The 26685-nt window shown below is 70.5% G+C and carries 27 protein-coding genes and 1 riboswitch; of the genes, 10 read left to right on the forward strand and 17 right to left on the reverse strand.

The window, feature by feature from the left end:
- Nucleotides 1–5: 5 nt before the first annotated feature.
- The 10 genes from QTH87_RS24570 to QTH87_RS24615 form a co-directional block, all read right to left on the reverse strand.
- Nucleotides 6–1823, reverse strand: coding sequence for an FAD-dependent oxidoreductase (locus QTH87_RS24570; RefSeq protein ID WP_286612857.1), 1818 nt, complete (start codon nt 1821–1823; stop codon nt 6–8).
- A gap of 118 nt (nt 1824–1941) precedes the next feature.
- Nucleotides 1942–2544, reverse strand: coding sequence for a DUF2894 domain-containing protein (locus QTH87_RS24575; RefSeq protein WP_286612859.1), 603 nt, complete (start codon nt 2542–2544; stop codon nt 1942–1944).
- Nucleotides 2537–3190: an OmpA family protein gene (locus tag QTH87_RS24580; protein ID WP_286612860.1), complete on the reverse strand. Its 654-nt coding sequence runs from the start codon at nt 3188–3190 to the stop codon at nt 2537–2539. Before QTH87_RS24580 ends, QTH87_RS24575 begins: the two co-directional genes overlap by 8 nt.
- On the reverse strand, nt 3187–5157 hold the full coding sequence (locus QTH87_RS24585; RefSeq protein ID WP_286612861.1) for a DUF802 domain-containing protein: 1971 nt from the start codon (nt 5155–5157) through the stop codon (nt 3187–3189). Before QTH87_RS24585 ends, QTH87_RS24580 begins: the two co-directional genes overlap by 4 nt.
- 17 nt (nt 5158–5174) lie before the next feature.
- Nucleotides 5175–5879, reverse strand: a complete 705-nt coding sequence (locus QTH87_RS24590; RefSeq protein ID WP_286612863.1) for a DUF3348 family protein — start codon at nt 5877–5879, stop codon at nt 5175–5177.
- Nucleotides 5880–5905: 26 nt separating this feature from the next.
- The gene (locus QTH87_RS24595) at nt 5906–6046 is read right to left on the reverse strand and encodes a hypothetical protein (protein ID WP_286612864.1); all 141 of its coding nucleotides are present in this window, start codon (nt 6044–6046) and stop codon (nt 5906–5908) included.
- A 26-nt stretch (nt 6047–6072) separates the two neighbouring features.
- Complete coding sequence (locus QTH87_RS24600) at nt 6073–6675, reverse strand: hypothetical protein (protein ID WP_286612865.1); 603 nt, start codon at nt 6673–6675, stop codon at nt 6073–6075.
- A 34-nt stretch (nt 6676–6709) separates the two neighbouring features.
- Nucleotides 6710–7486, reverse strand: a complete 777-nt coding sequence (locus tag QTH87_RS24605) for a DUF899 domain-containing protein (protein WP_286612866.1) — start codon at nt 7484–7486, stop codon at nt 6710–6712.
- 27 nt (nt 7487–7513) lie between these two features.
- Nucleotides 7514–8191 carry a Vgb family protein gene (locus tag QTH87_RS24610; RefSeq protein WP_286612867.1) on the reverse strand — a complete coding sequence of 226 codons (678 nt, stop codon included), beginning with the start codon at nt 8189–8191 and terminating at the stop codon, nt 7514–7516.
- Between the two features lie 48 nt (nt 8192–8239).
- Entirely contained in the window at nt 8240–9460 is a 1221-nt protein-coding gene (locus QTH87_RS24615; RefSeq protein ID WP_286612868.1) for a helix-turn-helix domain-containing protein, read from the reverse strand.
- Between the two features lie 143 nt (nt 9461–9603).
- Nucleotides 9604–9770: riboswitch (yybP-ykoY riboswitch) on the forward strand.
- A gap of 20 nt (nt 9771–9790) precedes the next feature.
- Here QTH87_RS24615 and mntP point away from each other — a divergent pair.
- The 3 genes from mntP (at nt 9791) to QTH87_RS24630 (ending at nt 11381) form a co-directional block, all read left to right on the forward strand.
- A complete protein-coding gene (gene mntP / locus QTH87_RS24620) occupies nt 9791–10360 on the forward strand; it encodes a manganese efflux pump MntP (RefSeq protein ID WP_286612869.1) in 570 nt (189 codons plus the stop codon).
- A gap of 17 nt (nt 10361–10377) precedes the next feature.
- Nucleotides 10378–10734, forward strand: a complete 357-nt coding sequence (locus QTH87_RS24625) for a hypothetical protein (protein WP_286612870.1) — start codon at nt 10378–10380, stop codon at nt 10732–10734.
- A gap of 119 nt (nt 10735–10853) precedes the next feature.
- Entirely contained in the window at nt 10854–11381 is a 528-nt protein-coding gene (locus QTH87_RS24630; RefSeq protein ID WP_286612871.1) for an Rrf2 family transcriptional regulator, read from the forward strand.
- A gap of 14 nt (nt 11382–11395) precedes the next feature.
- Here the strand turns inward: QTH87_RS24630 and QTH87_RS24635 are convergent, their stop codons facing one another.
- The 3 genes from QTH87_RS24635 to QTH87_RS24645 form a co-directional block, all read right to left on the reverse strand.
- Nucleotides 11396–12154, reverse strand: coding sequence for a transglutaminase domain-containing protein (locus tag QTH87_RS24635; RefSeq protein WP_286612872.1), 759 nt, complete (start codon nt 12152–12154; stop codon nt 11396–11398).
- Between the two features lie 256 nt (nt 12155–12410).
- Entirely contained in the window at nt 12411–13250 is an 840-nt protein-coding gene (locus tag QTH87_RS24640; RefSeq protein ID WP_286612874.1) for a tetratricopeptide repeat protein, read from the reverse strand.
- On the reverse strand, nt 13247–13990 hold the full coding sequence (locus QTH87_RS24645) for a hypothetical protein (RefSeq protein ID WP_286612876.1): 744 nt from the start codon (nt 13988–13990) through the stop codon (nt 13247–13249). Before QTH87_RS24645 ends, QTH87_RS24640 begins: the two co-directional genes overlap by 4 nt.
- A gap of 208 nt (nt 13991–14198) precedes the next feature.
- On the opposite strand from QTH87_RS24645, the gene QTH87_RS24650 reads away from it, so the two are divergent.
- Together QTH87_RS24650 and QTH87_RS24655 are read left to right on the forward strand one after the other, a co-directional pair.
- Entirely contained in the window at nt 14199–14972 is a 774-nt protein-coding gene (locus tag QTH87_RS24650; RefSeq protein ID WP_286612878.1) for a glucose 1-dehydrogenase, read from the forward strand.
- An 8-nt stretch (nt 14973–14980) separates the two neighbouring features.
- Nucleotides 14981–16015, forward strand: coding sequence for an L-idonate 5-dehydrogenase (locus QTH87_RS24655; RefSeq protein WP_286612880.1), 1035 nt, complete (start codon nt 14981–14983; stop codon nt 16013–16015).
- Nucleotides 16016–16030: 15 nt separating this feature from the next.
- Here the strand turns inward: QTH87_RS24655 and glgX are convergent, their stop codons facing one another.
- Nucleotides 16031–18172, reverse strand: coding sequence for a glycogen debranching protein GlgX (gene glgX / locus QTH87_RS24660; protein ID WP_286612882.1), 2142 nt, complete (start codon nt 18170–18172; stop codon nt 16031–16033).
- A 139-nt stretch (nt 18173–18311) separates the two neighbouring features.
- Nucleotides 18312–19205: a DMT family transporter gene (locus QTH87_RS24665; protein ID WP_286612916.1), complete on the reverse strand. Its 894-nt coding sequence runs from the start codon at nt 19203–19205 to the stop codon at nt 18312–18314.
- Nucleotides 19206–19372: 167 nt separating this feature from the next.
- Between QTH87_RS24665 and QTH87_RS24670 the strand changes: the two genes are divergently transcribed.
- Nucleotides 19373–20242, forward strand: a complete 870-nt coding sequence (locus QTH87_RS24670) for a LysR family transcriptional regulator (RefSeq protein ID WP_444812837.1) — start codon at nt 19373–19375, stop codon at nt 20240–20242.
- A 37-nt stretch (nt 20243–20279) separates the two neighbouring features.
- On the opposite strand, the gene QTH87_RS24675 is transcribed toward QTH87_RS24670, so the two are convergent.
- On the reverse strand, nt 20280–21635 hold the full coding sequence (locus QTH87_RS24675; protein WP_286612884.1) for a homoserine dehydrogenase: 1356 nt from the start codon (nt 21633–21635) through the stop codon (nt 20280–20282).
- Nucleotides 21636–21944: 309 nt separating this feature from the next.
- Between QTH87_RS24675 and QTH87_RS24680 the strand changes: the two genes are divergently transcribed.
- Together QTH87_RS24680 and QTH87_RS24685 are read left to right on the forward strand one after the other, a co-directional pair.
- The gene (locus QTH87_RS24680) at nt 21945–23975 is read left to right on the forward strand and encodes an AsmA family protein (protein WP_286612886.1); all 2031 of its coding nucleotides are present in this window, start codon (nt 21945–21947) and stop codon (nt 23973–23975) included.
- Nucleotides 23972–24649 carry an alpha/beta hydrolase family protein gene (locus QTH87_RS24685; protein ID WP_286612887.1) on the forward strand — a complete coding sequence of 226 codons (678 nt, stop codon included), beginning with the start codon at nt 23972–23974 and terminating at the stop codon, nt 24647–24649. Before QTH87_RS24680 ends, QTH87_RS24685 begins: the two co-directional genes overlap by 4 nt.
- Nucleotides 24650–24669: 20 nt before the next feature.
- Here the strand turns inward: QTH87_RS24685 and QTH87_RS24690 are convergent, their stop codons facing one another.
- Entirely contained in the window at nt 24670–25206 is a 537-nt protein-coding gene (locus tag QTH87_RS24690) for a DUF4124 domain-containing protein (RefSeq protein WP_286612889.1), read from the reverse strand.
- 68 nt (nt 25207–25274) lie between these two features.
- On the opposite strand from QTH87_RS24690, the gene QTH87_RS24695 reads away from it, so the two are divergent.
- On the forward strand, nt 25275–25529 hold the full coding sequence (locus tag QTH87_RS24695; protein ID WP_286612891.1) for a DUF3297 family protein: 255 nt from the start codon (nt 25275–25277) through the stop codon (nt 25527–25529).
- Nucleotides 25530–25601: 72 nt separating this feature from the next.
- Nucleotides 25602–26639 carry an MBL fold metallo-hydrolase gene (locus QTH87_RS24700; RefSeq protein ID WP_286612893.1) on the forward strand — a complete coding sequence of 346 codons (1038 nt, stop codon included), beginning with the start codon at nt 25602–25604 and terminating at the stop codon, nt 26637–26639.
- The last annotated feature ends 46 nt before the right edge of the window (nt 26640–26685 follow it).

Here is a 26685-nt window from a genome sequence, read left to right on the forward strand (position 1 = left end):
GGCGCTCACGCGACCGCCTCCTGCGCACTGCGGGCCCGCGGCCCCGCCGGCGTCATCTTGAGGAGGAACTTCTGCATGTCCCAGGCCCCGGTCGGGCAGCGCTCGGCGCAGAGGCCGCAGTGCAGGCAGACGTCCTCGTCCTTGACCATCACGCGACCGGTCTTGAGGCCGCCCGACACGTAGAGGTCCTGCGAAAGGTCGAGTGCCGGCGCCTTCAGGCGCTGTCGAAGCTCGGCTTCCTCGCCGTTGACCGTGAAGCTGATGCAGTCCATCGGGCAGATGTCGACGCAGGCGTCGCATTCGATGCAGGCAGGCTCGGAGAACACAGTCTGCACGTCGCAGTTGAGGCAGCGCTCGGCCTCCTTGAAGGCAGTGGCGGCATCGAAGCCCAACTCGACCTCGACCCGGATGCTGGCCAGCGCGGTCTCGGCCTTCTCCCACGGCACCTTGTAGCGAAGGTCGTTCGAGGTGTCGTTGTCGTAGCTCCACTCGTGGATGCCCATCTTCTGCGACACCAGGTTGGCCATCGGCGCCGGCCGCACGTAGACCGGATCGTCGTGCAGCAGCTTGTCGATGGAGACCGCGGCCTCGTGGCCGTGGGCGACGGCCGTGATGATGTTCTTGGGGCCGAAGGCCGCATCGCCACCGAAGAACACGTTCGGCACGCTGGACTGGAAGCTGCGCGCATCGAGCACCGGCAGGCCCCATTCGTCGAAGGCGATGCCGCTGTCGCGCTCGATCCACGGGAATGCGTTCTCCTGCCCCACCGCCACCAGCACCTCGTCGCATTCGAAGAAGACCTCGGGCAGGCCGCTCGGCACCAGCGTGCGGCGGCCGCGGCTGTCGTACTCGGCCTGCACGATCTCGAAGCGCATGCCGACCAGCTGGCCGTTCTCGTGCACGAAGGCCTTGGGCACGTGGAAGTTGACGATCGGAATGCCTTCGTGCTGGGCGTCTTCCTTCTCCCAGGGCGAGGCCTTCATCTCGTCGAAGCCGCTGCGCACGATCACCTTGACGTCGCTGCCGCCGAGCCGTCGCGCCGAGCGGCAGCAGTCCATCGCGGTGTTGCCGCCGCCGAGCACGATCACGCGGCGACCGATCGACGTCACGTGGCCGAATGAGACCGAGGCCAGCCAGTCGATGCCGATGTGGATGTGAGCCGCGGCCTCGCGCCGGCCCGGCAGGTCGAGGTCGCGCCCGCGCGGCGCGCCGCAGCCGACGAAGATGGCGTCCCAGTCCTCGGCCATCAGCGCCTTCATCGATTCGATACGCTGACCGCTGCGGAACTCGACGCCGAGGTCCAGGATGTAGCCGGTCTCCTCGTCGATCACCGACTCGGGCAGCCGGAAGCGCGGGATCTGGGTGCGGATGAAACCGCCGGCCTTGGCTTCGCCGTCGAACACGGTCACCTCGTAGCCCAGCGGCGCGAGGTCGCGCGCCACCGTGAGAGAGGCCGGCCCGGCGCCGATGCAGGCCACGCGCCGACCATTGCGCGGCGCGACCTCGGGCATGCGCGCGCGCACGTCCTCCTTCATGTCGGCTGCCACGCGCTTCAGGCGGCAGATCGCGACCGGTTCCGGGTCCTTGGCATTGCTCTGCTCGACCCGCCCGCGCCGGCAGGCCGGTTCGCAGGGCCGGTCGCAGGTGCGCCCGAGGATGCCGGGGAAGACGTTGGAGATCCAGTTGACCATGTAGGCATCGCCATAGCGACGCTGCGCGATCAGTCGGATGTATTCGGGAACGGGGGTGTGTGCCGGACACGCGTACTGGCAATCCACGACCTTGTGGAAATAGGCCGGGTCGGCAATGTTGGTTCGCTGCAAGGCGGTCTCCTGGCTGCCCTTGGTGCCCCCGGGGGAAGGGCCGGAACAGGGTCTGCCGCCAGTATGCGCCGCCTGCCGCGACGACGGGGCTTGGTGGAATCCCGCAGAGCGGAAAGGGTCAGGCTGCCTTGCGCCGTCCGCCCTTGCGCTGGCCTTCGGCGCGCGCGGCGGCCGCCGGCGCTGGCGCCGTGTCGGCCTCGAGCCGCTCGGCCCACATAAGCGCCTCGACGTAAGCCATGAAGCGGTTCAGGTATTCGGGCGAGAGCTCGTGCATCAGCGTCAGCGACCGGTGCACGAGCTGGTGCGAGTTGAGCGGGCCGGCGTTGTCCGGCACCTTGGCGAGCGACTGCGTGAGGCGGCGGTCGGCGCTGAGCCTCGACCAGGTGCTGCGGAAGTAGCTCAGCGTCTTGAGCTCGTCGGTGCCGTGGGTCGAGAGCTGTTCGACCAGGCTGCACAGCGTGTCGGGCGCCGCCGCGTCGGCCGGCCCCGCTTCCCGGGCAGCTGCCGCAACAGTGCCTGCAGCCTGCTTCGCGCCGCGCACGGCCGCCTCGAGCTCGGCACCGTAGCCCTCGATCAGCAACGCCAGCCGTGCATCGAGGAGCCGTCGCGCCTCGCCTTCATGGGCCTCGGCGCGCCGCGCCAGTGCCTCGATGAAGCGAAAGCGCACGCGGTCGTGGCGGTCGTCGCCGCACGCGCGCCAGTCTTCGAGCCTGCTATCCACGCGGCTTGGCGGCGCCGGTCTTGGGCGGCCGCGGCGTTGGCGCCATCTCGACGCGCCGGTTCTTCGCCCGTCCCTCGGCGTCGGCGTTCGAGGCCACGGCCTGCTCGGGCCCGAAGGCGGCCGCGAAGATCGACGACGAGGGCAGGCCCTCCTCGATCAGCGCGCGCGTCACGGTCAGCGCGCGCTGCGCGGAAAGCTCCCAGTTGTCGGCGAAGCGGCGGTTGCCGTCGCGCATCTGGCGGTCGTCGGTGAAGCCGCTCACCATGAGGATCTCGTCGCGCGACTTCAGGTAGGCCGCCAGCGGCGCCGCCATGCTGCGCAGCAGCTGCCGGCCCTCGGGTTGCAGGTCGGCCGAGGCGAAGGCGAACAGCAGGCTGCCGCTGATGCCGATGCGGCCGTTGTCGAGCGTCACGCGCCCCGCCGCGAGCGGCCCGGCGAGCGCCTGCTCGAGCGCCAGCCGGCGCTGCTCCTCGGCCTGGCGCTGATGCACCTCGGCCTCGAGCTTGGACGCGAGGTCGAGCTGCATGCCGATCACGCAGACCAGGATCAGCACGAAGGCGCCCAGCAGTCCCGACATCAGGTCCCCGAACACCGCCCACACGGGCACGGTCGGCTCGATGCCGGCGTCGAGCTCGTCGTGCGTCACGCTGCGCTGCCCTCGGCGGCACGCGCGTGGGTCAGGCGCTGCATGTCCTCGACCATCTGCTTCTGCGACATCACGCTGAGGTCGACCACTTCGCGGGCCTGCGCCACATAGTAGGCAAGCTGCTCGTCGCTGCGCGCGATCGACTTGCCGAGGGCGCCCTCGATGCGCTGCAGCTGGGCACCCAGCTTCTCGTTCGATTCGCTGAAGATCTGCACCGCCAACCCGAAGGCTTCGCCGAGGCTCGCGACCTCGACCGCGCTGCCCGTGACCTGCGCCGACACCGCCGCCAGGCGATCGGTCTCGGCCTCGACCTTGGCAGTGAAGCGGCCGCCGACGCGCTCGAGCACCTCGGAGGTCGTGGCGACCAGCGCATCGACCGCCGCGCGCTGCTCGGTCGACGCATGGTTCACGCCATCGAGCAGGGTCGCCAGCGTCTCGAGGATGCGGCCGCGTTCCTCGAGCATCGTGTTGTCGCGCGCCATGCTGTCGGACAGCTTCTGGCGCAATTCGGCGATCACCTCGGCCGCGGCGCGCGGCGCCTCGGCGGCGGCCTGCAGCAGCTGCGCGACCTCGGCCACCGTGCCCTTGGCATGGGTCTCGGCCTGCGCAGACATCTCGTGCGCGGTCCGCGCCAGCGTCTCGGTCAGCACCTGCTGCCGCTCCGCGGCCTGGGTGCCGGCCTGCTGCCATTCGCGCTGCAGCGCGGCGGCCATTGCGGCCAGCGATTCGTTCCAGGCGGCCAGACGCTGCGCGTCGCTGGCCGCCATCCGCGTCTGCAGTTCGCCCTGCGAGCGGGCGACGGCCCCGCGCAGCGCATCGGCCTGCTCGGCGAAGCGGGTCGACACGGCGTCCACCAGCTCCGACGAGCGATCGGCGAAGGTCTCGGCGAACCGGCCCTGGGCCTCTCGCAGCTCGCCGGCAAGTGCCTCGCTGGTCCTGCGATGGTCGGCGAGCGCCTCGTCCCAGTGGTGCGCCACTTGCGCGGTCGCGGCCTCGAAGCGGCCCGACATGCCGTCGAGCTGCTGCTGCACGGTGTGCGCCACCGTCTGGTGCAGCGCACCGGTCTCGCGCGCGATGCCGGCCATGGTGGTCTCGACCACGGGCTGGATGGTCGCGCCGGCGATGCGTGCGCTCTCGGTCAGGCTCTGCTGCAGCGAACGACCGACCGAAGCCGCCAGCTCGGCATAGACGGCCTCGGCCCTGCCGTGGAAGCGGTCCTGGCTCGTCACCAGTCGCTCGTTGAGGGCCTCGCTCTGCCGCTCCGAAGCCGCCACCATGGCCTGCAGGCGATCGACCAGCGCGGGCAGCGCCTGGGCCTGCAGCTGCAGCAGGCGGAAAGTTTCCTCGCGCCGATAGGCCGAAGAGTGCACGCGCAGGCTGGTTGCGATGCGGCTGTCGAGCAACTGGCCGGCCTGCACGCGCTCGCGCCGGCACAGGGCCGACCACAGGCCCAGCATCGCGGATGCCGCCACGCCGGCCACCGAGGTGCCGAAGGCCAGGCCCAGCCCCCTCACAGGAGCCGAGAGCGAGGCGCGGATCGCCTGCAGGTCGGTCGCGCTCTCCAGCGCCAGGCCGGTCCCGTTGAGCGTGACCACCATGCCGAGGAAGGTGCCGAGCATGCCGAGCAGCACCAGCAGCCCCGCCAGGTAGGGCGTGAGCGCAGGGCCCGGCAGGCCCACGCGCTCGCCCTCGATGCGAAGGCGAACCGCGTTCTGCAGCGACGGATGCAGCCCGGCCAGCCAGGCGCCGAGGTCCGCGGGCGCAGCGCCCAGCTGCGCCACTGCACGAGACAAGGTCGAGGTGGCTTGCTGGAAGCGATGCAGCTCGAGCGCGCCGACCAGGTAGAAGGCAGCGACGAGGCCGGTGATGGCGAGCGCGAGCGGGTTGTTGCCGACATAGCCGGCACCGACCCACACCACGGCGGCCAGGCCCGCGATGAAGACGGCGTAGTGGAGGAATCTGTTCATTTGCTTCTTGATTGGCTTCACACAGGGTGCGCCTTCGGAGGGGCCGAGCGCAGGGCTTCCAGCAGCCCCTCGATGGGTTGAAATCGGAGATCCAGTTCGGCCATCAGCGCCTCGTGGAATTCCTTGCGAAAGACGGCCAGCCAGCCCGCGTCGTCCGCCTGCTGCAGCCGCGCGAAGCGCTTCTCGAGCAGCGGCGACAGGCGTGCGAGCAGCTTGCGCTCGCGTACCTCGATGACCTGCTCCATGGCGGCATCGACTGCCGCCAATCGCGCCATCGCGGGCGATGCGGCAGACAAGTAGCCACGCAGGCGCTCGCGCAGCCCGCCGATGCTCGAGACCATGGCCTGCTGGCGCGCGAGCAGGCGGCGCTGGAACAGCGAGAAATCCAGCGGCGTTCCGGCGCGCGGCTTCACCGCGCTGTCCTCGGCAATGGCCTGGGCCAATGCCTCACGCACGCGCGCGCACTGGGCTTCCTCGACCTCGGGCGCCACGCGGTCGCCTGCAGGCACGACGCGCGCCGACGCAGCGAGCGCCTCGGAAAGCGAGATGGCGTCGGTCCAGCGGATCCAGTGGCTCAGGCGGTCGGCCGTGGCCGAGGTGGCTGGCGCAACCGCAGCCGGCAGCGCGGGTGCGCGGCCGGAATCGCTGTCGTCTTCGAGTCGGGCCAGCAGGCGAATGAGCACCGGCCCGGTGAAACCTGTGGGCCGTGACACTTGCAACATACCGCCAGATCGGAAAACCGCGCAGTTTACACCGGGGGTCCGTCACGGAGCCTCTCGCACAGCGGCTGCATGCGGTTCACCTCGACCGAGACATGCACCAGTTCCTCGTGCACACGCAGCAGCGCCTTGAAGTCGTCGGGCTGAACTCCAACGGTCGCGAGCGACACGATGCAGGCGGACAGCGCTCTCGTGCCTACCGGAAGTGAAGCGCCAGCCGGCGTAGCCAGCCGCTGCCGGCGTCCCAGCCGAGGCAGGCACCGACCGCCAGCAGCCCCGTGACCACCAGCATGGCCGCGGCATGCACGGCGAGCGCCGCCAGCGCCAGCAGCAGCGAGCCCGAGGCCGTGATCTCCCGCGCAGGCGCGTCCGCCATGCAGACCGACATCAGCGCCGGCAGCAGCATCAGCCCTGCCCCATGCGCGGTCGACATCGCGAAGGACCAGAGCGCGAGTCCGGCCTGGCCGAGCGGCGCGGGCGCCGATGCCGGACGCCTCGCGCCAGCTCCTCGGGCGCGCAGCCGGCGCACGCAGAATCCGGCGATCAGGAGGAGGAGCACGGCGCCGGCCGCGATCTGCAACAGCCCGCGATCGATCGCCATGCCGAGCAGCACCGCGGCGGCCACCAGCGCGACCGAAACCGCATGCCCGAGCCCGATCGGCAGCAGGGCGCGCAAGGCCTGCCCGCGATCGTTCGCACGAACGCCCCAGCTTGCGGCCAGCGGCCAGCCCGACGCGGGATTGAGACCGTGCAGCGCACCGACGGTGGCCACCGCGATCCAGGGCCAGAGGCTTGCCATGGCGACCCTCGGACCGGCCGTTGCCGGGCGTTCCTCAGGAACCCGCAGCACAGCACGGATGCGCTGCAGCTGCGGACTCGTAGCGATCGTGGTGGCGCACCCATTCCATCTTGTGCGGCACGTCGCGCTCGCCGCGACCCTTCGGCACCAGGTCCATCATCCGGTAGGCGCCCATCATCACCTCGACGCCGCGGCCGAAGGTCGAGTAGGTGTGGAACACGTCGCCGGCCTCGTCCTGCACAAACACGCTGACGCCGGGCGCCTCGCCGTTCGGGAAGTCGCGCATCCCGTAGTTGTAGAAGACCGCGCCCCGCGCCAGCTGCTCGGGCGTGAAGCTGACACCGAAGTCGTGATTGAAGTCGCTGCCGTGCGCCGACACCCAGTCGAAGCGCCAGCCCATGCGGCGCCGGAAGCGATCGATCTCGGCCAGCGGCGCGCGCGAGACGGCGACGAAGCGGATGTCGCGCTGCGCCAGATGCGCCAGCATGCCGTCGACGTGATCCGCCATGAAGGAACAGCTCGGGCAGCCCTGCGCCCATTGCGGCCCGAGCATGAAGTGCTGCACCAGCAGCTGGCTGCGGCCCTCGAACAGCTCGGCCAGCGTGCGGCGGCCGTCACGCGTGTCGAAGACGTAGCCCTTGTCGATCCGCTCCCAGGGCAGCGCGCGGCGTTCCTCGGCGACCTGGTCCTGCAGGCGAGTGAGCTGCTTCTCGAGCGCGAGCAGGGTCTGCCGCGCCTCCAGCCAGCGCGGACCCGAGACGACTGCGTGGCGCCGGGGGATGTCGGCTTCGACGGCGATGGCTGTGGTCATGGCGGTTCTCCTTTCGTGTGTCGTCGGTCAGGAAGCGGTCCGCCGCGGGCGCCGCACGGCGCGCACCTTGCCGCTGCTCCCGCCCCCGCAGTAGAAGAGGTCCGCGCCATCCGATTCCAGTCCGCTGACGCCGGTGCCGTCGGGCATCCCGAGCCGTTCGAGCACGGCGCCGCTCTCCGGGTCGATGCGGCGCAGTTCGCTCTCGTCGCCCTCCCAGGTGCCATGCCACAGTTCGCCATCGACCCAGGTCACGCCGGTCACGAAGCGGTTCGTGTCGATGGTGCGCAGCACGGCACCCGTCTCGGGATCGATCCGGTGGATGCGGCGGTCGCGGTACTGGCCGACCCACAGGCTGCCTTCGGCCCAGGTGAGGCCCGAATCGTTGCCCTTGCCGGGCGCCGGGATCGACGCCAGCACCCGGCCCGTGGCCGGATCGATCTTGTCGATGCGGGCTTCGGCGATCTGGTAGAGGTAGGTGCCGTCGAAGGCGGTACCGGCATCGCAGGCGTGTGGCAGCTCGCGTTGCGGCGTCCCGCTCCGGGGATCGAAGGCCAGCAGGCGGTCGTTGGTCGCGGCCCAGACGCTGCGGCCGTCATGGGTCACGCCATGAATGCCGGGTGCGCCCTCGAAGGGGCCGTACTCGCGCACGATCTCGGCGGCCTGCAGCGCTGCCTCGAAGGTCTCTGCGTGGGTGATGCGGGTCATTGCGATTCCTCGGTGGATGGGCGCCAGGGGCGGCGCCAGGACTGCAATCTAGTCGAGCGGCAGCGCAGCGGGGAGTAACAAGATCGTCGTGAATCCGGCCAGCGGCGGTGCCAGCCATCGCCGCGCACGCGCCTGCCCGACCGAGCGCACGCGGCCGTCCGCCTCGAGCTCGGCCAGTGCGCGCTGCACCGTGCGCTGGCTGTCGCCGAGCGCCAGCGCGAGCGCCGAGGTCGACCACGGCGCGCCGTCGGACAGCAGCGCCAGCAGCGAGGCCTGCTCGCCCTCGATCGGCGGTGCGATCACGGCCACCGCGCGGCCATCGAGCGGCGCCAGCGCGAAGCCGCGCGGCGTCGCCTCGATGCGCGCCAGCGCGACGACGAGTGCACGCAGGCGACCGAGCTCGACCCGCAGCCGCGCCCGGTGCGTCTCGTCGGGATGGCGCGTGCGGAAGGCGGCTGCGATCAGGGCGTCGCGCTCGACGTCGCCGGGCCAGGCGCGCGCCAAGGCCAGCGCCAGCGCGAACAGCACCGGCCGGCGCGCCAGCGGTTGCCAGGCCGCGTCGGCCCGCAGCCCCCGGCGGCAGGCATCGATCACCAGGGCGCCCGAGCCCAGCAATGCTTCCACCTCGGGCAGCCCCAGCGGCTGTTCGCCGCCGTGCAGCAGGCGCCGCGCGGCGGGACTCTCGAGCACGGCGCGCGTCTCCGCCACCTCGGCCATCAGTGCCGGCACGCCCGCCCGCCGCGCGGCCTCCTGCGCACGGTCCAGCGCCAGGCGTGCGGGGCCGGTGCGCAGCGAGCGCAGCGCGAGTTCGGCCGCGGTCAGCTCGGCCACGGCCGCCAGCGCGGGCGGCAGCCCGCGCGCCTCGAGCGGCGCCAGTGCCGCCCCGGCCTCGTCCAGGCGGCCGAGCAGCAGCAGGCGGCGCACGGCGATCAGGCGTGCATGCAGGGCGTTGGCGTCGTCGGCACGCGCCTCGAGGGCAGCCGCCGCGGCCGCCAGCGCGCGCGGCGAGCCGCCGAGATCGCGCATCGCCAGCGCCACCTCGGCCTCGGCCACCACGCAGCGGGCACGCGCCAGTTCCTCGTGGGCGCCGAAGCCGCGCGCCGCGCGCCGCAGCAGCTCGCGCGCCCGCGGATGGTCGCCCAGCTGGGCCATCGCGGTGCCGCGCAAGGCGAGCGCCGGCGGGTCTTCGCGCAGCGCGACCCGCTTGAGCGCGCCGAGCGCATCGCCGGCGGCGAGCGCGCGCGCGGAGGCGGCGATCAGGGAATCCATGGCGGCGAGGCTAACCCGTCAAGCCGTCGGTGTCCCGTGCTCAGTCCACGAACGAATCCACTGCCATCGGTTGGGGGGCAGCGCTTCACATGCGGGGACTCGCACGCCCCCTCGAGATGGAGGCACTTGATCTACAATCGCCGCTCCCTTGGGGAGTAGCCGGCTTTCGTTCTTGAAAGCGCCTGCGTCAACATACTCGGCGTCTCGCACGCCGTGGCGCCGGCAACCGTTCTTCGGTTGGCAAGACCATCGGCATGTCACCGCGACGCAGGTCGGGCAGCGGAGACGTGTCGTTGCGTTCCAGCCCGACCCTACAAGAATGTCCCCCACATGAACTTCGCTTCCACTGCGTTGCTGGCGCTTGCCATGTCGACCGACGCCTTCGCCGCTGCGGTCGGCAAGGGCACGGCCCTCCAGAAACCTCGCTGGTCCGAAGCCCTGCGCACCGGCGCCATCTTCGGCGTCATCGAAGCCATCACGCCGCTGATCGGCTGGGCGCTGGGCTATGCCGCATCGAGCTACGTCAAGGACTGGGACCACTGGATCGCCTTCACGCTGCTTGCCATCCTGGGCATCCGCATGATCGTCGCGGCGCTGCGCGCGCCCGACGAGAACGAGGCAGAGAAGCCGGACCGCCACGGCTTCTGGCTGCTCGCGATCACGGGGTTTGCCACCAGCATCGACGCCATGGCGGTGGGCGTCGGGCTCGCCTTCCTCGACGTCAACATCGTGCCGGTGGCCCTCGCCATCGGTTTCGCGACCTTCGCGATGGTGACGCTGGGCGTCATGGTGGGCCGTGTACTCGGCAACTTCGCGGGCCGCTGGGCCGAGGCGATCGGCGGGGTGCTGCTGATCGGCATCGGCGCCGCGATCCTCTACGAACACCTGGGCGCCGTCTGACCCGCTAAAATCCGCCCATGCCCCGTTGGCTCGTCACCGCCGCTCTCGCGCTCCTGCTCTGCTGCCTCGGCTTCTCCGCCGCGGCCCAGGGCCACGCGGGCGCGCGCCAGCAGGCCTGCGACCCCCATGCGCAGGCGCTCGAGCTGGTGGCAGCCGCGCAACTGCCCGCAAGCGGCACGCCGGCAGACACCGAAAACAGTCCGGCCAACGACGAACAGCGCCACGACTGCAACGAGATTCTCGTCGGCGCCCCCACCCTCTTCGTGCCGACGCCCTTCGGGCTGACCGCCCACACGGCACCCGCATCCCTGCGGGCATCGCCTTTCCTCGAGCATCCCAAGCGCCCTCCGCGCGGCCAGGGCCTCACGCTCTAGGCCCGCTGCACGCGGGGGCCCCACGTCCCCGATGCCAGCGCTCTGCGGCACGACGCCGTGCGCGTCGTCGCCGCCAGTCCCCAGGCGGCGCATGTCCGCCTCTCACTGAAAGAATTTCGATGCGTCTCACCACCAAAGGTCGCTTCGCCGTCACCGCCATGATCGACGTGGCGCTCAACGGCCGCAACGGCCCCGTCAACCTGTCGTCCATCCACCACCGGCAGCGCATCTCGCTGTCCTACCTCGAGCAGCTTTTCGGCAAGCTGCGCCGCCATGGCCTGGTCGAATCGACCCGCGGGCCGGGCGGTGGCTATTCGCTCGGGCGCGCCGCCGAGGAGATCAACGTCGCCGACATCATCCTCTCGATCGACGACGATGCCGAAACCACGGGCCGACGGCTGCGTGCCGACGCGCCCGGCGCGCCGCACCGCTGCGCCACGGACGAGCTGTGGGATTCGGTGAACCGGCGTGCCGTCGAGTTCCTCGAATCGATCTCGCTGCAAAGCCTGGTCGACGAGCAGATCAGCAAGGGCGTCACGGCCTCGCGCGCACCCCGCGTTCCGGTGCTGCCGGGTCGCGTGAAGTCGCCGCCGGTGAATGCGCCGAACTCTGTGTTCGCGATGGGCGCGCTGCTGGCCAAGCGCTAGCGCGCACCGAGGTCTCAGCCCAGCCGCGAGACCTCGACCTTCATCTCGCCCATCTCGAGCGGGCCGTAGTTCGACAGGAAGGCCACGTCGGCCGCATCGCGTCCGTAGCCGACCACGATGCGGCCGCCGCGCGGCTGCGACTGGGTGGCGTCGAAGGTGTACCACCGACCGCCCACGAAGGCCTCGAACCAGGCGTGCATGTCCATCGGGTCGAGTTCGTGGAGGTAGCCCACCACCATGCGCGCCGGGATGTGCAGCGCGCGGCAGATGGCGCACCCGATGTGGGCGAAGTCGCGGCAGACGCCGGCGCCCAGCGCCAGCGAGTCGAGCGCGTCGGTGCTGCCGTCGCTCACGCCGTACTTGTACTCGAGGTTGTCGTGGATCCAGGCCCGCACGGCCTCGACCTGGGCATAGCCCGGCGTCGCATCGCCCGCGATCTCGCGCGCCTTGTCTTCCATCTTGTCCGAAGGGCAGTAGCGGCTCTGCAGCAGGTAGATCAGCACGTCCGAGGGCAGCGACTCGACCGGGACCAGGCCGGCCGAAGGCTCGACCGCAATCACGTCCTCGGTCTCCATCACCATGCTGACCTCGATGCGCATCTCGCCCTTCGGCACGGTGAAGCGCTGGCACAGGTTGCCGTAGGGGTCCATGTACTCGGTGGTCGGCACCCACGGCCGCAGTTCGTAGATCTCGCTGACCATCCATTGCGCCTCGCCGCTGCGCGGCCGCATCATGGCCACCAGCGGGCAGTCCTCGGCGGCCTGGACGGTCATCTTGCAAACGGCGTGGAGTCTCATGAAGGGCCCGGAAAGAAAGCGTGACGAAGAAGAATGCGAGGCGCAAACGAGAAGCCCGGCGAGTTGCGCTCGCCGGGCCCCGGTTTCCGTTCGTGTGCTGCGTCTGCCTGCGAGAGGCTGCTTTGCCTACTTGAGAGGCGCACCGGAAACCTGATTGAAGGATGCGCCCGCCGCGGCCGCGTCGCGTGTCGGACGCGGCCTCGAACTTCGGCCGGCCGGCGGCCGATCGGCCTCAGGGCGACGCCAGCAGCTTCCCCACCTGTCGGACGCCGGCATCGTTCCTTGCCGCGGCAGCCACGTCGTGCGCTCGCGTCCAGTAATCCCGGGCCGCGTCCGACCGCGCGGGAGAAGCCTGGCCCAGCAGCAGCAGGTCCTGGAAGATCTTCTCGCTTGAGCCCGCGGCCTTGTCGAGCACCAGGGCCTGCTCGAGCGGAGAGATCGCCGCGGCGGGGGTCTTGAGCGCGATGAGCGCGCTGCCCTGCAGGCGTAGCGCATTGGCGCGCTCCAGGCCGTCGTCCTTCGGCAGTGCGCCATGCGCCTGCTGCGCGAGCCGCAGCCCCTCCTGCGGCTGGCCCGCGTCGATCGCGAGATAGGCCTTGAGATTGAGGATCTTGCCCTTGAGCGCACAGCTGCCGCACAGCGCCAGTGCCTGGTCGAGCGACTGCACCGCCTGCGCACGATCGCTGGCCTGCAGCACCATCGCGCGCCTGAACGCGGCCTCGGCCCGGCGCTCGCTGGCGAACACCAGCCGTCGCTCGGCGAGCACCGCGTCGAACTGCGCCAGCGCTTCGTCCTGGCGACCCATCTTCTGATAGACCATCGCGATGTTCATGCGCGCGACCGCGATCATGTTCTCGTCCTCGATCGATTGCGCGACGGCCAGCGCCTGCTGGAAGAAGGCCAGCGAGCGCGGCAGGTCGCCGGCCTTGTAGCGGTCCAGGCCCTGGGTGTTGAGGCCCAGCGCCTGGACTTCGGTCGACGAACGCACCGGCGCGCTCGAGCAGCCCGCGAGCACCGCGGCCAGCGCGCAGGCGGCGAGCACGGCGCATCGGCGCCATCGGGCCATCCTCATGGCGCCTCCCCGGGCAGCGGCAGCCCGCCGATGCTGTCGATCGGCAGCGACTGCGGGGTGGTGGCGGTGCCGGTCAGCATGCTGAGCGGCCAGGTCTGACGGGCGCTGCTGACCATCTGGTTGACCTGCACGGCGGTGGCCTGCGCCTCGTCGAGCACCGCCGGCAGGCGCTCGGAGGCCTGCGCCGCGAAGGCCTGGATCTGCACGCTCGCGGCCTGCGAGGTGGCGGCGGCCTCCTGCACCTTGTCCATCACCTTCGGAACCGCCTGCTCGACCTTGTCGAAGGCGTTGCCGGCCTTGTGCAGCGTGGCGACCGTGCCCTGCTCGATCGCCTTCACCGACTGTTGCGCCTGGGCCGCGATCTCGCCGGCCTGCTCGGCCACGGCCGGCATCCGGAGCACCAGTTCGTGGCTCTCCTTCAGGGTCTGCTGGAACGGGCCTTCGGGGTTCAGCAGGCTGTCGGTCAGCTTCTGCGCGTTGGCGATCACCGGCGTCAGCGCAGCCTGCATCTCCTGCGCGATCACCCGCGTGTCCTTGCCCTGCATCAGCTGCCCGGCGCCTTCCCTGACAGGTTGGTCGCTCGACACCACGAGGTACATGCGCGCCGCGCTGCGGAAGATGCCCTGGTGGTGCGCGATGAAGGCCAGCACCACCGCGATCACGACCGCGATGCTCAGCCAGAAAGGCCAGCGCTGGCGGCGCACGGGCGCCTGCAGCGGGGCGAGGGAAGTCTCGGACATGGGTTCCTCCGGTAGCGTCAGGGCGTCGAAGCCGCTTGTCGAGCGCGGCACGCGCGAAGTTTCACCGTAAAACGCGAATCGGTCCAATGCCCCGTGCCAGTGTGCCGCCCCGCAAATACATGGCAGTATGCGAGCCACGAGACATCCGAGGCAACGGCCGCTGGCGCACATCGGGCGCCGCGGCTCCCAGACCGCCGACCACCTCATCATGAACGCCATCCTCAAGAGCTTCGACCTCACCGGGCGCACCGCGCTCATCACGGGCTCGAGCGCCGGCATCGGCTTCGCGCTCGCACGCGGCCTCGCGGGCGCCGGGGCCCGGGTGATCCTCAACGCACGCAACGCCGACAAGCTCGAAGCCGCCGCCAGGAAGCTGCGCGGCGAAGGGCTGCAGGTGCTCACCGCGGCCTTCGACGTCACCTCCGGTGATGCCGTCACCGCCGCCGTGGCGCGCATCGAGGCCGAAGTCGGCGCCATCGACATCCTGGTCAACAACGCCGGCATGCAGCGGCGCGCCCCGCTCGACCAGTTCGCCGAGGCCGACTGGCACGAGCTCATGAAGACCAACGTCGACAGCGTGTTCCTGGTCGGGCAGGCCGTGGCGCGCCACATGATCGGCCGCAAGCGCGGCAAGATCGTCAACATCTGCTCGGTGCAGAGCGAGCTGGGCCGCCCCGGCATCGCGCCCTATACCGCCAGCAAGGGCGCCGTGAAGATGCTTACCAAGGGCATGGCGATCGACTGGGGACAGCACGGCATCCAGGTCAACGGCCTCGGCCCCGGCTACTTCAAGACGGAGCTGACCGAGGCGCTGGTGAACAACGCCGAGTTCACGCAATGGCTCGTGGGCCGCACGCCCTCGCGCCGCTGGGGCGACGTCGAAGACCTGGTCGGTGCCGCCGTGTTCCTGTCGAGCGATGCCTCCAACTTCGTCAACGGCCACATCCTCTACGTCGATGGCGGCGTGACCGCAACCCTCTGAGGACCCGCATGCAAGCCCTCGTCATCCACGCGCCCGGCGACCTCAGAGTCGAAGAATTCGAGACCGCGCCGCTCGGCCCCGGCCAGCTTCAGGTGCGCGTGCGCTGCGGCGGCATCTGCGGCTCCGACCTGCACTACTACCAGCATGGCGGCTTCGGCACCATCCGCATCAAGGAGCCGATGGTGCTGGGCCACGAGGTCGCCGGCGTGATCGAGGCGGTCGGCAGCGCGGTCGAGGGCTTCGCGCCCGGCGAGCGCATTGCGATCAGCCCGAGCCGACCCTGCGGCGCCTGCAGCTACTGCCAGCAAGGCCTGCAGAACCATTGCCTCGACATGCGCTACTACGGCAGCGCGATGCGCACGCCGCACGTGCAGGGCGCCTTCCGCCAGCAGATCGTGGTCGAGACCCACCAGGCCCACAAGCTGGCCGATTCGGTCAGCGACGGCGAGGGCTCGATGGCCGAGCCCTTCGCGGTGGCGCTGCATGCGGTGCGCCGCGCGGGGCCCCTGCTCGGCAAGCGCGTGCTGGTCACCGGATGCGGCCCGATCGGCGCGCTCGCGATCATCGCGGCGCGCCGCGCCGGTGCCGCCCACATCGTGGCCACCGACGTCGGCGCCCACACGCTGGGAAAGGCGCTCAAGGTAGGCGCGGACGAGGTGGTCAACGTGGCGGAAGACCCCGAAGGGTTGAAGCGCTTCACGGCCGACAAGGGCAGCTTCGACGTGCTGTTCGAGGCCAGCGGCAATGCGCGCGCGCTGGTGGGCGCCTTCGATGCGCTGCGTCCGCGCGGCGTCATCGTGCAGCTGGGCCTGGGCGGCGACATGACGCTGCCGATCAACACCATCGTGGCCAAGGAATTCGAGCTGCGCGGCGCCTTCCGCTTCCACGAGGAATTCGCGATTGCGGTCGAGTTGCTCAACAAGGGACTGGTCGACGTCAAGCCGCTGATCTCGGCGACGCTGTCGTACCGCGATTCGGCACGCGCGTTCGCGCTGGCAGCGGACCGGACGCAGGCGATGAAGGTGATCCTCAACTTCGACTGAGGCCCGGCGCAGCGCTCAGGCGTTTGGGCGGCTCACGAACAGCGCCAGCGTTCGACCTTGCAGGGCGTGCTGCAAGCGTGGCTCTTCGCTGGCTCCGGTATCCGCCTCGGCCGTGTCCAGCAGCAAGGTCCAGGCGCCTTCCGGCGCGGGCGGCAGTGTGAATGGCAGCGTCTCGTGCCAGCCATTGACCAGCAGCAGCATGCTGGCGTCCGCAGCAGCGACCTGCACAGCCGATGCCGGGGCTCGCCCATCGATCAGCAGTGCCAGCGCACGCGTGTGCGGGTCCTGCCATTGAGGCGCCTGCATCTCTTCGCCCGCGGGCGTGAACCAGACGCTGTCCTTCGCGTCCAGGTCGAGAAAGCGCTCGCCTTTGAGGAAGCGGTTGCGGCGCAGCACGGGGTGTTCACGCCGCAGCGTCAGCAGGCGCTGCGTGAAGGCGGCCAGGGCGGCACCGCGCGGCGCTCCGGCCTGGTCCCAGTCGAACCAGGAGATCTCGTTGTCCTGGCAGTAGGCGTTGTTGTTGCCCTGCTGGGTGCGGCCGAACTCGTCGCCGGCCAACAGCATCGGCGTACCCTGAGACAGCAGCAGCGTGGCGAGCATGTTGCGCTGCTGGCGGGCGCGCAGTGCGAGCACCGCTTCGTCTTCCGTGGGGCCCTCGGCACCGCAGTTCCAGGAACGGTTGTCGGAATGGCCGTCCCGGCCGTCCTCGCCGTTGGCCTCGTTGTGCTTGTCGTTGTAGCTCACCGTATCGGCGAGCGTGAAGCCGTCGTGGGCACTGATGAAGTTGACGCTGGCCCAGGGCCTGCGCCCGCGCCGGTCGAAGCGCTCGCCGCTGGCCGTCAGGCATTGCGCGAGCGCCGGCGCCGTGCCCTCGTCGCCCTTCCAGAAGGCGCGAACGTTGTCGCGGAACTGGTCGTTCCATTCGGCCCAGCCGGGCGGGAAGCCACCGACCTGATAGCCGCCCGGGCCGACGTCCCAGGGCTCGGCGATCAGCTTGACGCTCGAGAGTACCGGTTCCTGGCGGCAGCTCTTGAGAAAGCCGCCGCCCTCGTCGAAGCCGTCGGGCTCGCGCGCAAGGATGGTCGCGAGATCGAAGCGGAAGCCGTCGACGTGCATCTCCGTGACCCAGTAGCGCAGACTGTCGGTCACCATCTGCAGCACCCGCGGATGGCTCAGGTTGAGCGTGTTGCCGGTGCCGGTGTCGTTGATGTAGTGGCGCGGCCCGCTGCCCTCGCCTTCGGGCATCAGGCGGTAGTAGCTCGCGTTGTCGATTCCCTTGAAGGAAAGCGTCGGACCGAGTTCGTTGCCCTCGGGCGTGTGGTTGTAGACCACGTCCATGATCACTTCCAGCCCGTGGGCGTGGAAACGGTCGACCATGTGCTTGAACTCTTCGATGTGCGGGCCGTCCATGTAGCGCGGGTCGAGCGCGAAGAAGCCGATGGTGTCGTAGCCCCAGTAGTTGGTCAGCCCCTTCTCGGTCAGGAACGGCTGGTTCAGGAACATCTGCACCGGCAGCAGTTCCACGCTGGTCACGCCGAGATCGCGGATCGGACCGATCACCTCGTCGCGCGCAAGCCCCGCGAAAGTGCCCCGGAACTGCTCCGGCACCTCCGGATGCTTCATCGTGTGGCCGCGCACGTGCGTCTCGTAGAACACGGTCCGGTTCCAGGGCACGCGCACCGCGTCGGTCTGCTGCCACTCGAAGCGGGAGTCCACCACCACGCACTTGGGCATGAAGGGCGCGCTGTCGCGTTCGTCGAAGCTCAGGTCGGCGTCGGGATGGCCGACCGTGTAGCCGAATATCTCCGGCCCCCAGCGCAACTCGCCCATGTGCGCCTTGGCATAGGGGTCGAGCAGCAGCTTGTTGGGATTGAAGCGATGGCCCTTCAGCGGCTCGTAGGGTCCGTGCACGCGCAGGCCGTAGCGGGCGCCGGGTCGCAGCCCCGGCATGAAGCCGTGCCAGACCTCGTCCGTGTATTCGGGCAGCGTGAAGCAGCCGATCTCGGTCGTGCCGGCGTCGTCGTAGAGGCAGACGTCCACGCGCGTGGCGTGCGCCGAGAAGACGGCGAAGTTGACGCCCTCGCCCGTGAAGGTGGCACCGAGCGGATGGGCGACGCCCTCGGCAGCGATGGGCAGGGGTCGGTCGGTGTCGGGCATGGCGGCGGCGGGCGGATCGGGTTGAGGAGCGCACGGTCGCTGGAGCAGCGGCCGGCAGGAGAGAGCGCCCGGACAGTGTCGAGTCCTCGAGTCCCTGCGCCGCGGCAGACAGGGACACCCGCTTGCGTAGGTAAAAGACTCAGCCGCGCAGTTTCTGGTTCAGTGCGGGGCGTGCGAAGGGCCGCGACCAACGGCCGCTCACGAGCACGATGCCCGCGAGCACCAGTGCGCTGCCCGCGATGAACGAGGCCTCGGGCTTCTCCGCGAGCAGCACGATGCCCAGGGCGACGCCGAAGAGCGGGGTCAGGAAGGAGAAGACGCCGAGCCTTGAGGCCAGGTAGCGGCGCAGCAGCCAGCACCAGGCCAGGAAGCTCGCGAACGAAACCACGACAGCCTGGAAGGCGAGATGCGCCCACACGACGGCAGACGATTCGAAGCGCATCTGGCCCGTGATGCCGCAGGCCGGCAGCAGCAGCACGAAGGCGCCGAGCAACTGGTACAGCAGGGTCTCGGTGGCGGGCGCGGACGCCAGGCTCGAGCAGCGGATCGTCACGGTGGTGGCACCCCACGCAATGCCGGCCAGCAGCGCCAGTGCGTCGCCCCACAGCGCGCGCCGGTCGGCCTGCGCCGACGACGTGGCATCGCCCCCAAGGAAGGCCCACGCGATGCCCAGGAACGCGATCGCGATGCCGATGATCTGCTGCACGCCGAGGCGCTCGGCGGGCAGGCGCAGGTGCAGGCCCACGGCGGCGAAGATCGGCGCCGTGTAGAGGAACACGATCACATGCGAGGCCGCGCTCAGTCGCAGTGCCTCGGCCACGAGCAGATACTCGATGCCGAACAGGGCGCCCACCACGAGTCCGGCTCTCCAGCGTGCGCGGCTCGGCCGCTCGCCGCGGCGATGCATGAGCAGCGCGAGCAGCACCAGGGCCGCGCCGGAGCGCAGCGCCACCATGAGCATCGGGCTGACCTCATGGGCAACCGCCTTGAGCGAGATCTGCTGCAGGCTCCACACCAGGCACAGCAGGGTCATGACGCCGATCGCGCGCGCGTCGAGCGGGCCCGCCGTGAGGGACTTCGAATGGACGGCGGCAGGTCCGGCCGGCAGGGGATCGAGCGAGCGCATGGACGCACTGTGCCGGCTTCCTGGCATGGCGAAAAGCGCATAATTCGAGAACTACCCATTCTTGAATCGAATACTTGCAGGATCTGCAGATCGACTGGTTGAAAAGCTTCGTCGCCACGGTCGACGCCGGATCGCTGTCGAGCGCCGCGCCCGAGCTTCATCGCTCGCAATCGGCCGTCAGCATGCAGCTGAAGAAGCTCGAGGCGGCCGCGGGCTGCCGGCTCCTGGTCCGCGGCGCCCGCCAGGTCGAGCTCACCCTCGAGGGGCAGACGCTGCTGGGCTATGCGCGGCGAATGCTCGAACTCCATGCCGAGGCGCAGACGGCCCTGCACGGCGATGCGGTCTCGGGGCTGGTACGGCTGGGCGTGCCCGACGACTACGCCAGCAGGTACCTGACTCCAGTCCTCAAGCGTTTTGCGCCGCGCCATGGAGGTGTGGAGATCCAGCTCGACTGCGAACAATCGACGTCGCTGATACCGCGCGTGGCACGCGGCGATCTCGACCTGGCACTGGTCTCGCGCGACAACCCGCGGCGCGGCACCTTGCTCTTCCACGAGCCCATGGTCTGGGTGGGCGCGGCCCAGTTCGAGATCTGGAATCGCGATCCATTGCCGATTGCGGTCTACGAAGCGGCGAGCCTGGGTCGACGCAGCGCGATCCGTTCGCTGGCGCTGCAGGGCCGGCCCTACAAGGTCGTCTACAACAGCTCCAGCCTGGCGGGCCAGATCGCGGCGGTCGAGAGCGGGCTGGCGGTGGCGGCCCTGACCCAGTGCAGCGCGCCCGCGCATCTGCAGATCCTCGGCACGGCACACGGACTGGGGCCGCTCGAACCAATGCAGGTGGCGCTCTATCGAAGCGCCGCTTCGCGGGGCTCGAAGGCCGTGGACAGCCTGCATCGGATGCTGTCGCAGACGCTGCGTCAGGTGCGGCCGGCCGGCGGCTGACCGACCAGGAAGAGTTCGCCGCGTGCAGGCTCGGGCCCTAGCCGCCGAGCGACTCCACCCGCAGCGCGACCACCGTGCCGTCCACGGCCGGATGCACCTGCAGGGCCCGGACGGCCGCATCGAGCTCGGCCTGCAGCGTCGGCGCGGTCAGGACCAGCGCCGCGGGCCGGGCCGTATCGGCGCTCAGCACGCGCTTCGGCGTCAGGCCGATCGAGTGCAGCAACTCGGCGATCGCCTCGACCGTCATCTCGGCGCGCAGCGGCAGTCGCAGGTAGTGCGGGCAGTGGACCTCGCCACGCGGCAGCACCGGCAGCGGCCTCATCGCGGCGCAATGGAACCCCTGATGCGGCACGCGCTGCGACGGCTTCGTGCCTTCCAGCCGTGCCACGTCGACGAGATCGGCGATGACGGCCGACGCGGTCTGCTCCGAGCCTGCGCCGGCGCCGTAGTACATCGTGAGGCCCGCAGCGTCGGCGGCCACCATGACCGCGTTCATCGCGCCGTTCACGTTCGCCATCAGTTGATCGGCCGCCAGCAGCGCGGGTTGCACACGCAGTTCCATGCCGTCTTCCCGTCGGCGTGCGATCGCCAGCAGCTTGATCCGGAAGCCGAGCTGCTCGGCGCCCGCCACGTCCGCGCGCTGCAGCGCGGCGATGCCCTCCACCTGCACGTCGTCGAAGCGCACCGGCGTGCCGAAGGCCGTGGCCGCGAGCAGCGCGATCTTGTGGGCCGCATCGATGCCGTCGACATCGAAGGCCGGATCGGCCTCGGCGTAGCCCAGCGCCTGCGCCTCGGCTAGCGCGGCGGCGAAGCCCACGCCTTCGTCACGCATCTTCGAGAGGATGAAGTTGGTGGTGCCGTTGACGATGCCGGCCACCCATTCGATGCGATTGGCCGTGAGGCCCTCGCGCAGCGCCTTGACGATGGGGATGCTCACGGCCACCGCAGCCTCGTAGGCCACGGCGACGCCCTGCGCGCGCGCTGCAGCGAAGATCTGTTCCCCGTGCAGCGCGAGCAGCGCCTTGTTGGCCGTGATCACGTGCTTGCCCTGCGCGATGGCGGCCAGCACCCAGCCGAGCGCCGGGTCGCAGCCGCCGGCCACTTCGACCACCACGTCGACATCGGGATGCGTGGCGACGGTCATCGGGTCGTCGCAGAGCGCCACGCCGGTGCCGACGATGGCAGCGGCACGCGCCAGGTTGCGGGCCGCGACGATGACGATCTCGATGCCGCGCCCTGCCCGGCCCGCAATCTCGGCCTGGTTGCGCGCCAGCACGCGGAAGGTGCCGGAGCCGACGGTGCCGATGCCGATCATGCCGACGCGCAGCGGCCGCGCGATCGCGGGCGGCAGCACATGGAGCGGTTGGAGGGAGCTGACGGGTTCGCGGTACATGAGGATCTCCTGACGAAAAAACAAAACCCAGCTGCCAGAGCTGGGTTCGATTCGTTCGCGGGAGAAGCGAGGACACCAGGTGGCTGCCGGAACGGCCACCTGCGCGTGCTCAGGGGGCCGCGGTGCTAATGGTGGTAATCATTCGTGCGCCCAGGGCCCGCGCGCAGGCAGGCAGCAGCCCGCGACCCAGGAGGGCGGCGCCGGATGCGAAGGTGATGGGGAAGCACGACATGGAGGCGCAGTGTACACAACCGGGCTTTCGCAAGGACCGCCGCGGCGGCGGCCTCCGGGCTCGATCAGAATGCGCGGATGAACTCCAGCTCCGTCCGGGATCGCCAGAGCGGCCTCGGCCGCTACACCCGCATCGCGCTGGTCGCGCTCGCGGTCGTGGCGCTGCTGGCGGTCGCCGCGCTGGCCGCACTGCGTCATTTCTATCCGCCCGAACGCATCGCGGCGATGGTCGGGGAACACGTGAGCAACGCCACCGGACGAAGCTTTCGCATCAACGGCGAACTCAAGCTGCGCGTCGTGCCGTCGATCGCGATCGAGGCCAACGACGTGTCGCTCGCCAATGCCGAATGGAGCGCGCAGCCCGACATGCTGCGCGCGCGCCGGGTCGCGCTCGACGTCTCGCTGCGCGAACTGCTGTCCGGCGTTCTGCGCATCGACAGCGTCACGATCGAGAACGCGGAGCTGTGGCTCGAAGCCGACGGCGCGGGCCGCTACAACTGGCGTCTGGCACCGCGCAGGGCCGCGGCCTCCGATGCAGTGGAGCGGCGCGCCACCCCGTTCACTCTGGAACGCGTGGATGCCAGCGCCGTGCAGATCCACTACCGCAATGGCCGCACGGGGAGCGTGCACAGTCTCGCGATCGACACGATGGCGCTCGCCGCGGCCGGTGCGCGGACCGCGCTGCAGGCGCAGCTCGCGCTCGGTCCCCAGCGCTGGCAGATGACGGGACAGATCGGCGGCCTGGCGGCGCTGCTGGCCGGCACCCCTGCATGGCCGCTCGCACTGAAGGCCACGACCGCGGGGGCAAGCGCTTCGCTCGACGGCAGCATGGGCACCGGCGCGCACACGGGCAGCCTCGATGCCGAGGCGTCGGTGCGCATGGAGGACGCGGCGGCGCTCGCGGCATGGAGCGAATCCGCGGCGCGCCACCTGCCATTTCCGCTCGAATGGCGCGCCCGGCTCGCGCACGCACCGGGGAGCTGGCGCGCCGACCCGATGCAGCTCTCGCTCGGAAAGCAGACACTCACGGGCAGGGCCACGCTGGAACGCCGTGGCCAGGCGCCGCTGCATCTCGACCTCGACCTGAGCGCGCAGGTGCTCGACTTCACCAAGGTGCCCTCCGCGCCGGCAGGCGGCGCAAAGTCGACCGCCGCCGCCTCCGGCCGCCCGGCCGCGCTGTTCGGCGACACGCCGCTGCCCTTTGCGTCGCCACCGGCATGGCCGATCACGCTGGCGCTGGCGGTCGAGCGTCTGAGCCTGCCGAAGATGCCGGTGCTGACCGCGCTGCAGACCCGCATGACGCTGAACGCCAACCAGCTGCAGCTCGCGCCGCTGGCGTTCGGATTCGCGGGCGGACAGGTGCGCGGCCGCTTCGACGTCGCACTCGGGCCGCAGGGCGCACCGCGCGTCGAACTGCAGCTCGATGCCAGGTCGATGTCGGTCGAGGCGCTCGAGGCGCTGACCGGCGGCGTGCGCCGCTTCAAGGGCGGCCAGGCCAGCCTCGATGCGCGGCTCACGATGGCCGGCCGAACGCCGAGAGCGCTGGCCGCATCGGCCAACGGCCAGCTGAGCCTGAACGCGCGCGATGTCGCGCTGGCAGGCCAGTCCGCGGCACGGGACCGCGACCTGCTGCAGCAGCTGCTGGACGCGCTCATCCCGAGCGGCATGCCGCGCGAGAACCTGGTGCTGCAGTGCGCGGTGGCGCGGCTGCCGTTGCGCAACGGCGTGGCGGCGATCGACCGCTCGATCGCGGTCGAGACGCGGCAGATCGCGGTCAGCGCGAGCGGCCGCATCGACCTCTCGCATCAGACGCTCTCGCTCGCGTTCCAGCCGCGCGTGAAGCGTGGTCTCGACCTGAACCCGGGCAGCCTGGTCGAGCTGCTGCTGCTCGAAGGCCCGCTGGAGGCGCCGACGCTGAGCATCAATCCGCGCGGCGCCGCGCGCCAGGCCGCGAGCGTCGGTATCGCGGCCGCGACGGGCGGCATCTCGCTGCTGGCGCCCGTGCTGCGATCGGCGGCCGGCGAGGCTTCGGCCTGCGCGCAGGCGATGGGCCAGGCCGCGCCGGCAGGCCGGCCCTCCACCATTCTTCCGAGGAAGGAGCGACGATGAACCACCTGGAACCGCAACCCGACGCCGTCCGGCTGGACGAGACCCAGAGCGTCTCGGCGCTGGTGCAGAGGCCGGCCGACGAACCTCGCGCCTGCTACGTCTTCGCCCATGGCGCAGGCGCCGGCATGACGCACGCATTCATGGCCGAGGTCGCGGCCGGCCTCGCACGGCGAGGCATCGCGACGCTGCGTTTCCAGTTTCCGTCGATGGAGCGCGGCGCCAGGCGCACCGATCCACCCGCGGTCGCCCATGCCGCGGTGCGCGCGGCGGTGGCGCATGCGGCAACGCTGTTCCCGGGCATGCCGCTGTTCGCGGGCGGCAAGTCCTTCGGCGGCCGCATGAGTTCGCAGGCGCAGGCGCTGGCACCCATGGCCGGCGTCGCAGGGCTGGTGTTCGTCGGCTTTCCACTTCATCCGGACGGCGCGCCCTCGAGCGAGCGTGCGCGCCACCTGTTCGACATCCGCATCCCGATGCTCTTCCTGCAGGGCACGCGCGACAAGCTCGCGGAGTTCGGCCGCATCGAGAAGCTGGCGGCCGAGCTGGGTCCGACCTCGACGCTGGTGCCGATCGCCGAGGCCGATCACGGCTTCCACGTGCTGGTGCGCTCGGGCCGCACCGATGGCGAGGTCATGGCGCAGCTGCTCGACGCCGCTGCAGCCTGGATGCTGCGCTGAGGCCTGCGGGCGCGCCGGCGTCAGCGGCAGATGGTCGTGGTGCCGACCGGCCGGCAGGTCCGGCCGTCGATGCTGCGGAAGCGGTCGAGCTGGCCCGAGTTGTCCCAGTGGTTGCCCTGCCTGTCCTTGCAGCCGCTGGCGTCACAGCTGCGGATGCGCGGACGCATGTCGCGCGGCGGCCGCGCGGGTGCGCTGGCCGCGGGCCAGCCGTAGCCGGGATCGATCAGACCGGGGTCGTCATAGCCGCCGCGGTCGCTCCAGCGCGAGCTGCCGGTGCGCGGATCGTTGTCGATGCTGGAGCCCCGCGAGTCGATGACCGCCGGCCCGGCCGGCGCGGCCTGGGCCTGGGCCTGGCGCCGCTGCTCGGCCTCCTGCGGGCTCACGCTGACGGGGTCCTGGATCGCCACCCGGCCCATGGCCCTGGTCCCCGCGGGACACGCGCCGTCGGTGTAGCTCAGATTGCCCGCTGCATCGGCACAGCGCAGCACCTCGGCGCCGGCCATCGGCGCCAGCGTTCCGAGCATGCCGGCGAAGGCGAGGAGCAGGAAGTGCCGCATGGCGCCATTGTGACGCGGAGCGGTGGGCGCCGCAGTCGCGATGCAGGACGCGAGGCAAAATGCGGGGCATGTCCGAAGAAGCCTCCAAACCCCCGCTGCCCGACCACCTCTCCATCGATCCGCGCAGCCCGCACCACGTGGCCGCGATCTTCGAGCACGACATCGGCATCCGATTCAACGGCAAGGACCGTTTCGACGTCGAGGAATACTGCATCGGCGAGGGCTGGATCAAGGTGCCCGCGGGCCGGGCGCTCGACCGCCATGGCAAGCCGCTGCTGATCAAGCTCAAGGGCCAGGTCGAGGTCTTCTACCGCGAACCGTGAAGCCCGGCCGCGCGCCATAATTCCGCAGCCCGACGAGCCGCGCCGGACTCTCCCGGAAAGGTGCCGAACCCCATGATCTTCGAGCAGATCGCCACCGGCGGATGCCAGTCCTATCTGCTGGGCTGCCCCGACACCTGCGCCACAGCGCTGATCGACCCCGAGGTCAGCCAGATCGACCGCTATCTCGCGCTGGCCTCGCGCGATGCATTGCGCATCCGGTTCGTGATCGACACCCACACCCATGCCGACCACTTCTCGGCCGCGCGCCAGGTCGCCGACCGCCTGCACGCCAAGACCGTGATGCACATCCGCAGCCCGGCGCCCGGCATCGACATGCGCGTGGACGACGGCGAATCGATCGCGCTCGGCAAGCTGCGCCTGCGCGTCATGCACACGCCGGGCCACACGGCCGATTCCATGTGCCTGGTCGGCAGCGACCGCGTCTTCACGGGCGACACCCTGCTGATCGGCGGAACCGGTCGTACCGACCTGCCCACCGGCGATCCGGTCGCGCTGCATGCGAGCCTGTTCGATCGCCTGCTCAAGCTCGATCCGGCGCTGAAGGTCTACCCGGCGCACGACTACAAGGGCCGATCGCACTCGACCATCGGCGACGAGCTGCGAACCAACCCGCGGCTGCAGCACAGCGAGCTCGAAGCCTTCGTGCGGATGATGAAGGCGCTCGACCTGTCGATGCCCACCCACCTGACCGAGGCGCTGCGCACCAACATGAGCGGCGGCAAGACGGTGACGCAGATGCTGGCCGAGGCCGCTGCCTGCGTGCCCTTCATGTCGATGGAAGAGCTGCGCGACCGCGTCGAAGCGGGGCCCCAGGGGCTCGTGGTGCTCGACGTGCGCGAGCGCGACGCCTACGAGGCCGGCCATATCCCCGGTGCGCGCCTGCTGCCGCGCGGCCAGCTCGAGCTGCGCGTCAACGAGGAACTGCCCGACCCGACCGCGCGCATCGTGACCTGTTGCGAGTTCGGACGCATCTCGACGCTTGCAGCCGCCACGCTGCGCACCATGGGCTTCCAGCGCGTGGCCGCGCTCGACGGCGGCATGAAGGCCTGGAAGGAAGCCGGCTACCCGACGCAATCCGGCGCGCGTTGACGGGGGCGCAGCGACCGACACACGAAGCGGGCGAGCGTGGGGGCCA

Origin of the sequence: Variovorax jilinensis (assembly GCF_030316885.1) — a bacterium.
Lineage (GTDB): Bacteria > Pseudomonadota > Gammaproteobacteria > Burkholderiales > Burkholderiaceae_C > Variovorax > Variovorax jilinensis.

What these genes read in the sequence shown, in the direction of transcription:
- QTH87_RS24585 (WP_286612861.1), bottom strand. Translation starts at nt 5,157, where the DNA reads ATGAACAGATTCCTCCACTACGCCGTCTTCATCGCGGGCCTGGCCGCC.
- QTH87_RS24590 (WP_286612863.1), bottom strand. Translation starts at nt 5,879, where the DNA reads ATGTTGCAAGTGTCACGGCCCACAGGTTTCACCGGGCCGGTGCTCATT.
- QTH87_RS24600 (WP_286612865.1), bottom strand. Translation starts at nt 6,675, where the DNA reads ATGGCAAGCCTCTGGCCCTGGATCGCGGTGGCCACCGTCGGTGCGCTG.
- QTH87_RS24605 (WP_286612866.1), bottom strand. Translation starts at nt 7,486, where the DNA reads ATGACCACAGCCATCGCCGTCGAAGCCGACATCCCCCGGCGCCACGCA.
- QTH87_RS24610 (WP_286612867.1), bottom strand. Translation starts at nt 8,191, where the DNA reads ATGACCCGCATCACCCACGCAGAGACCTTCGAGGCAGCGCTGCAGGCC.
- QTH87_RS24615 (WP_286612868.1), bottom strand. Translation starts at nt 9,460, where the DNA reads ATGGATTCCCTGATCGCCGCCTCCGCGCGCGCGCTCGCCGCCGGCGAT.
- mntP (WP_286612869.1), top strand. Translation starts at nt 9,791, where the DNA reads ATGAACTTCGCTTCCACTGCGTTGCTGGCGCTTGCCATGTCGACCGAC.
- QTH87_RS24625 (WP_286612870.1), top strand. Translation starts at nt 10,378, where the DNA reads ATGCCCCGTTGGCTCGTCACCGCCGCTCTCGCGCTCCTGCTCTGCTGC.
- QTH87_RS24630 (WP_286612871.1), top strand. Translation starts at nt 10,854, where the DNA reads ATGCGTCTCACCACCAAAGGTCGCTTCGCCGTCACCGCCATGATCGAC.
- QTH87_RS24635 (WP_286612872.1), bottom strand. Translation starts at nt 12,154, where the DNA reads ATGACCGTCCAGGCCGCCGAGGACTGCCCGCTGGTGGCCATGATGCGG.
- QTH87_RS24640 (WP_286612874.1), bottom strand. Translation starts at nt 13,250, where the DNA reads ATGAGGATGGCCCGATGGCGCCGATGCGCCGTGCTCGCCGCCTGCGCG.
- QTH87_RS24645 (WP_286612876.1), bottom strand. Translation starts at nt 13,990, where the DNA reads ATGTCCGAGACTTCCCTCGCCCCGCTGCAGGCGCCCGTGCGCCGCCAG.
- QTH87_RS24650 (WP_286612878.1), top strand. Translation starts at nt 14,199, where the DNA reads ATGAACGCCATCCTCAAGAGCTTCGACCTCACCGGGCGCACCGCGCTC.
- QTH87_RS24655 (WP_286612880.1), top strand. Translation starts at nt 14,981, where the DNA reads ATGCAAGCCCTCGTCATCCACGCGCCCGGCGACCTCAGAGTCGAAGAA.
- glgX (WP_286612882.1), bottom strand. Translation starts at nt 18,172, where the DNA reads ATGCCCGACACCGACCGACCCCTGCCCATCGCTGCCGAGGGCGTCGCC.
- QTH87_RS24665 (WP_286612916.1), bottom strand. Translation starts at nt 19,205, where the DNA reads ATGACCCTGCTGTGCCTGGTGTGGAGCCTGCAGCAGATCTCGCTCAAG.
- QTH87_RS24675 (WP_286612884.1), bottom strand. Translation starts at nt 21,635, where the DNA reads ATGTACCGCGAACCCGTCAGCTCCCTCCAACCGCTCCATGTGCTGCCG.
- QTH87_RS24680 (WP_286612886.1), top strand. Translation starts at nt 21,945, where the DNA reads ATGAACTCCAGCTCCGTCCGGGATCGCCAGAGCGGCCTCGGCCGCTAC.
- QTH87_RS24685 (WP_286612887.1), top strand. Translation starts at nt 23,972, where the DNA reads ATGAACCACCTGGAACCGCAACCCGACGCCGTCCGGCTGGACGAGACC.
- QTH87_RS24690 (WP_286612889.1), bottom strand. Translation starts at nt 25,206, where the DNA reads ATGCGGCACTTCCTGCTCCTCGCCTTCGCCGGCATGCTCGGAACGCTG.
- QTH87_RS24695 (WP_286612891.1), top strand. Translation starts at nt 25,275, where the DNA reads ATGTCCGAAGAAGCCTCCAAACCCCCGCTGCCCGACCACCTCTCCATC.
- QTH87_RS24700 (WP_286612893.1), top strand. Translation starts at nt 25,602, where the DNA reads ATGATCTTCGAGCAGATCGCCACCGGCGGATGCCAGTCCTATCTGCTG.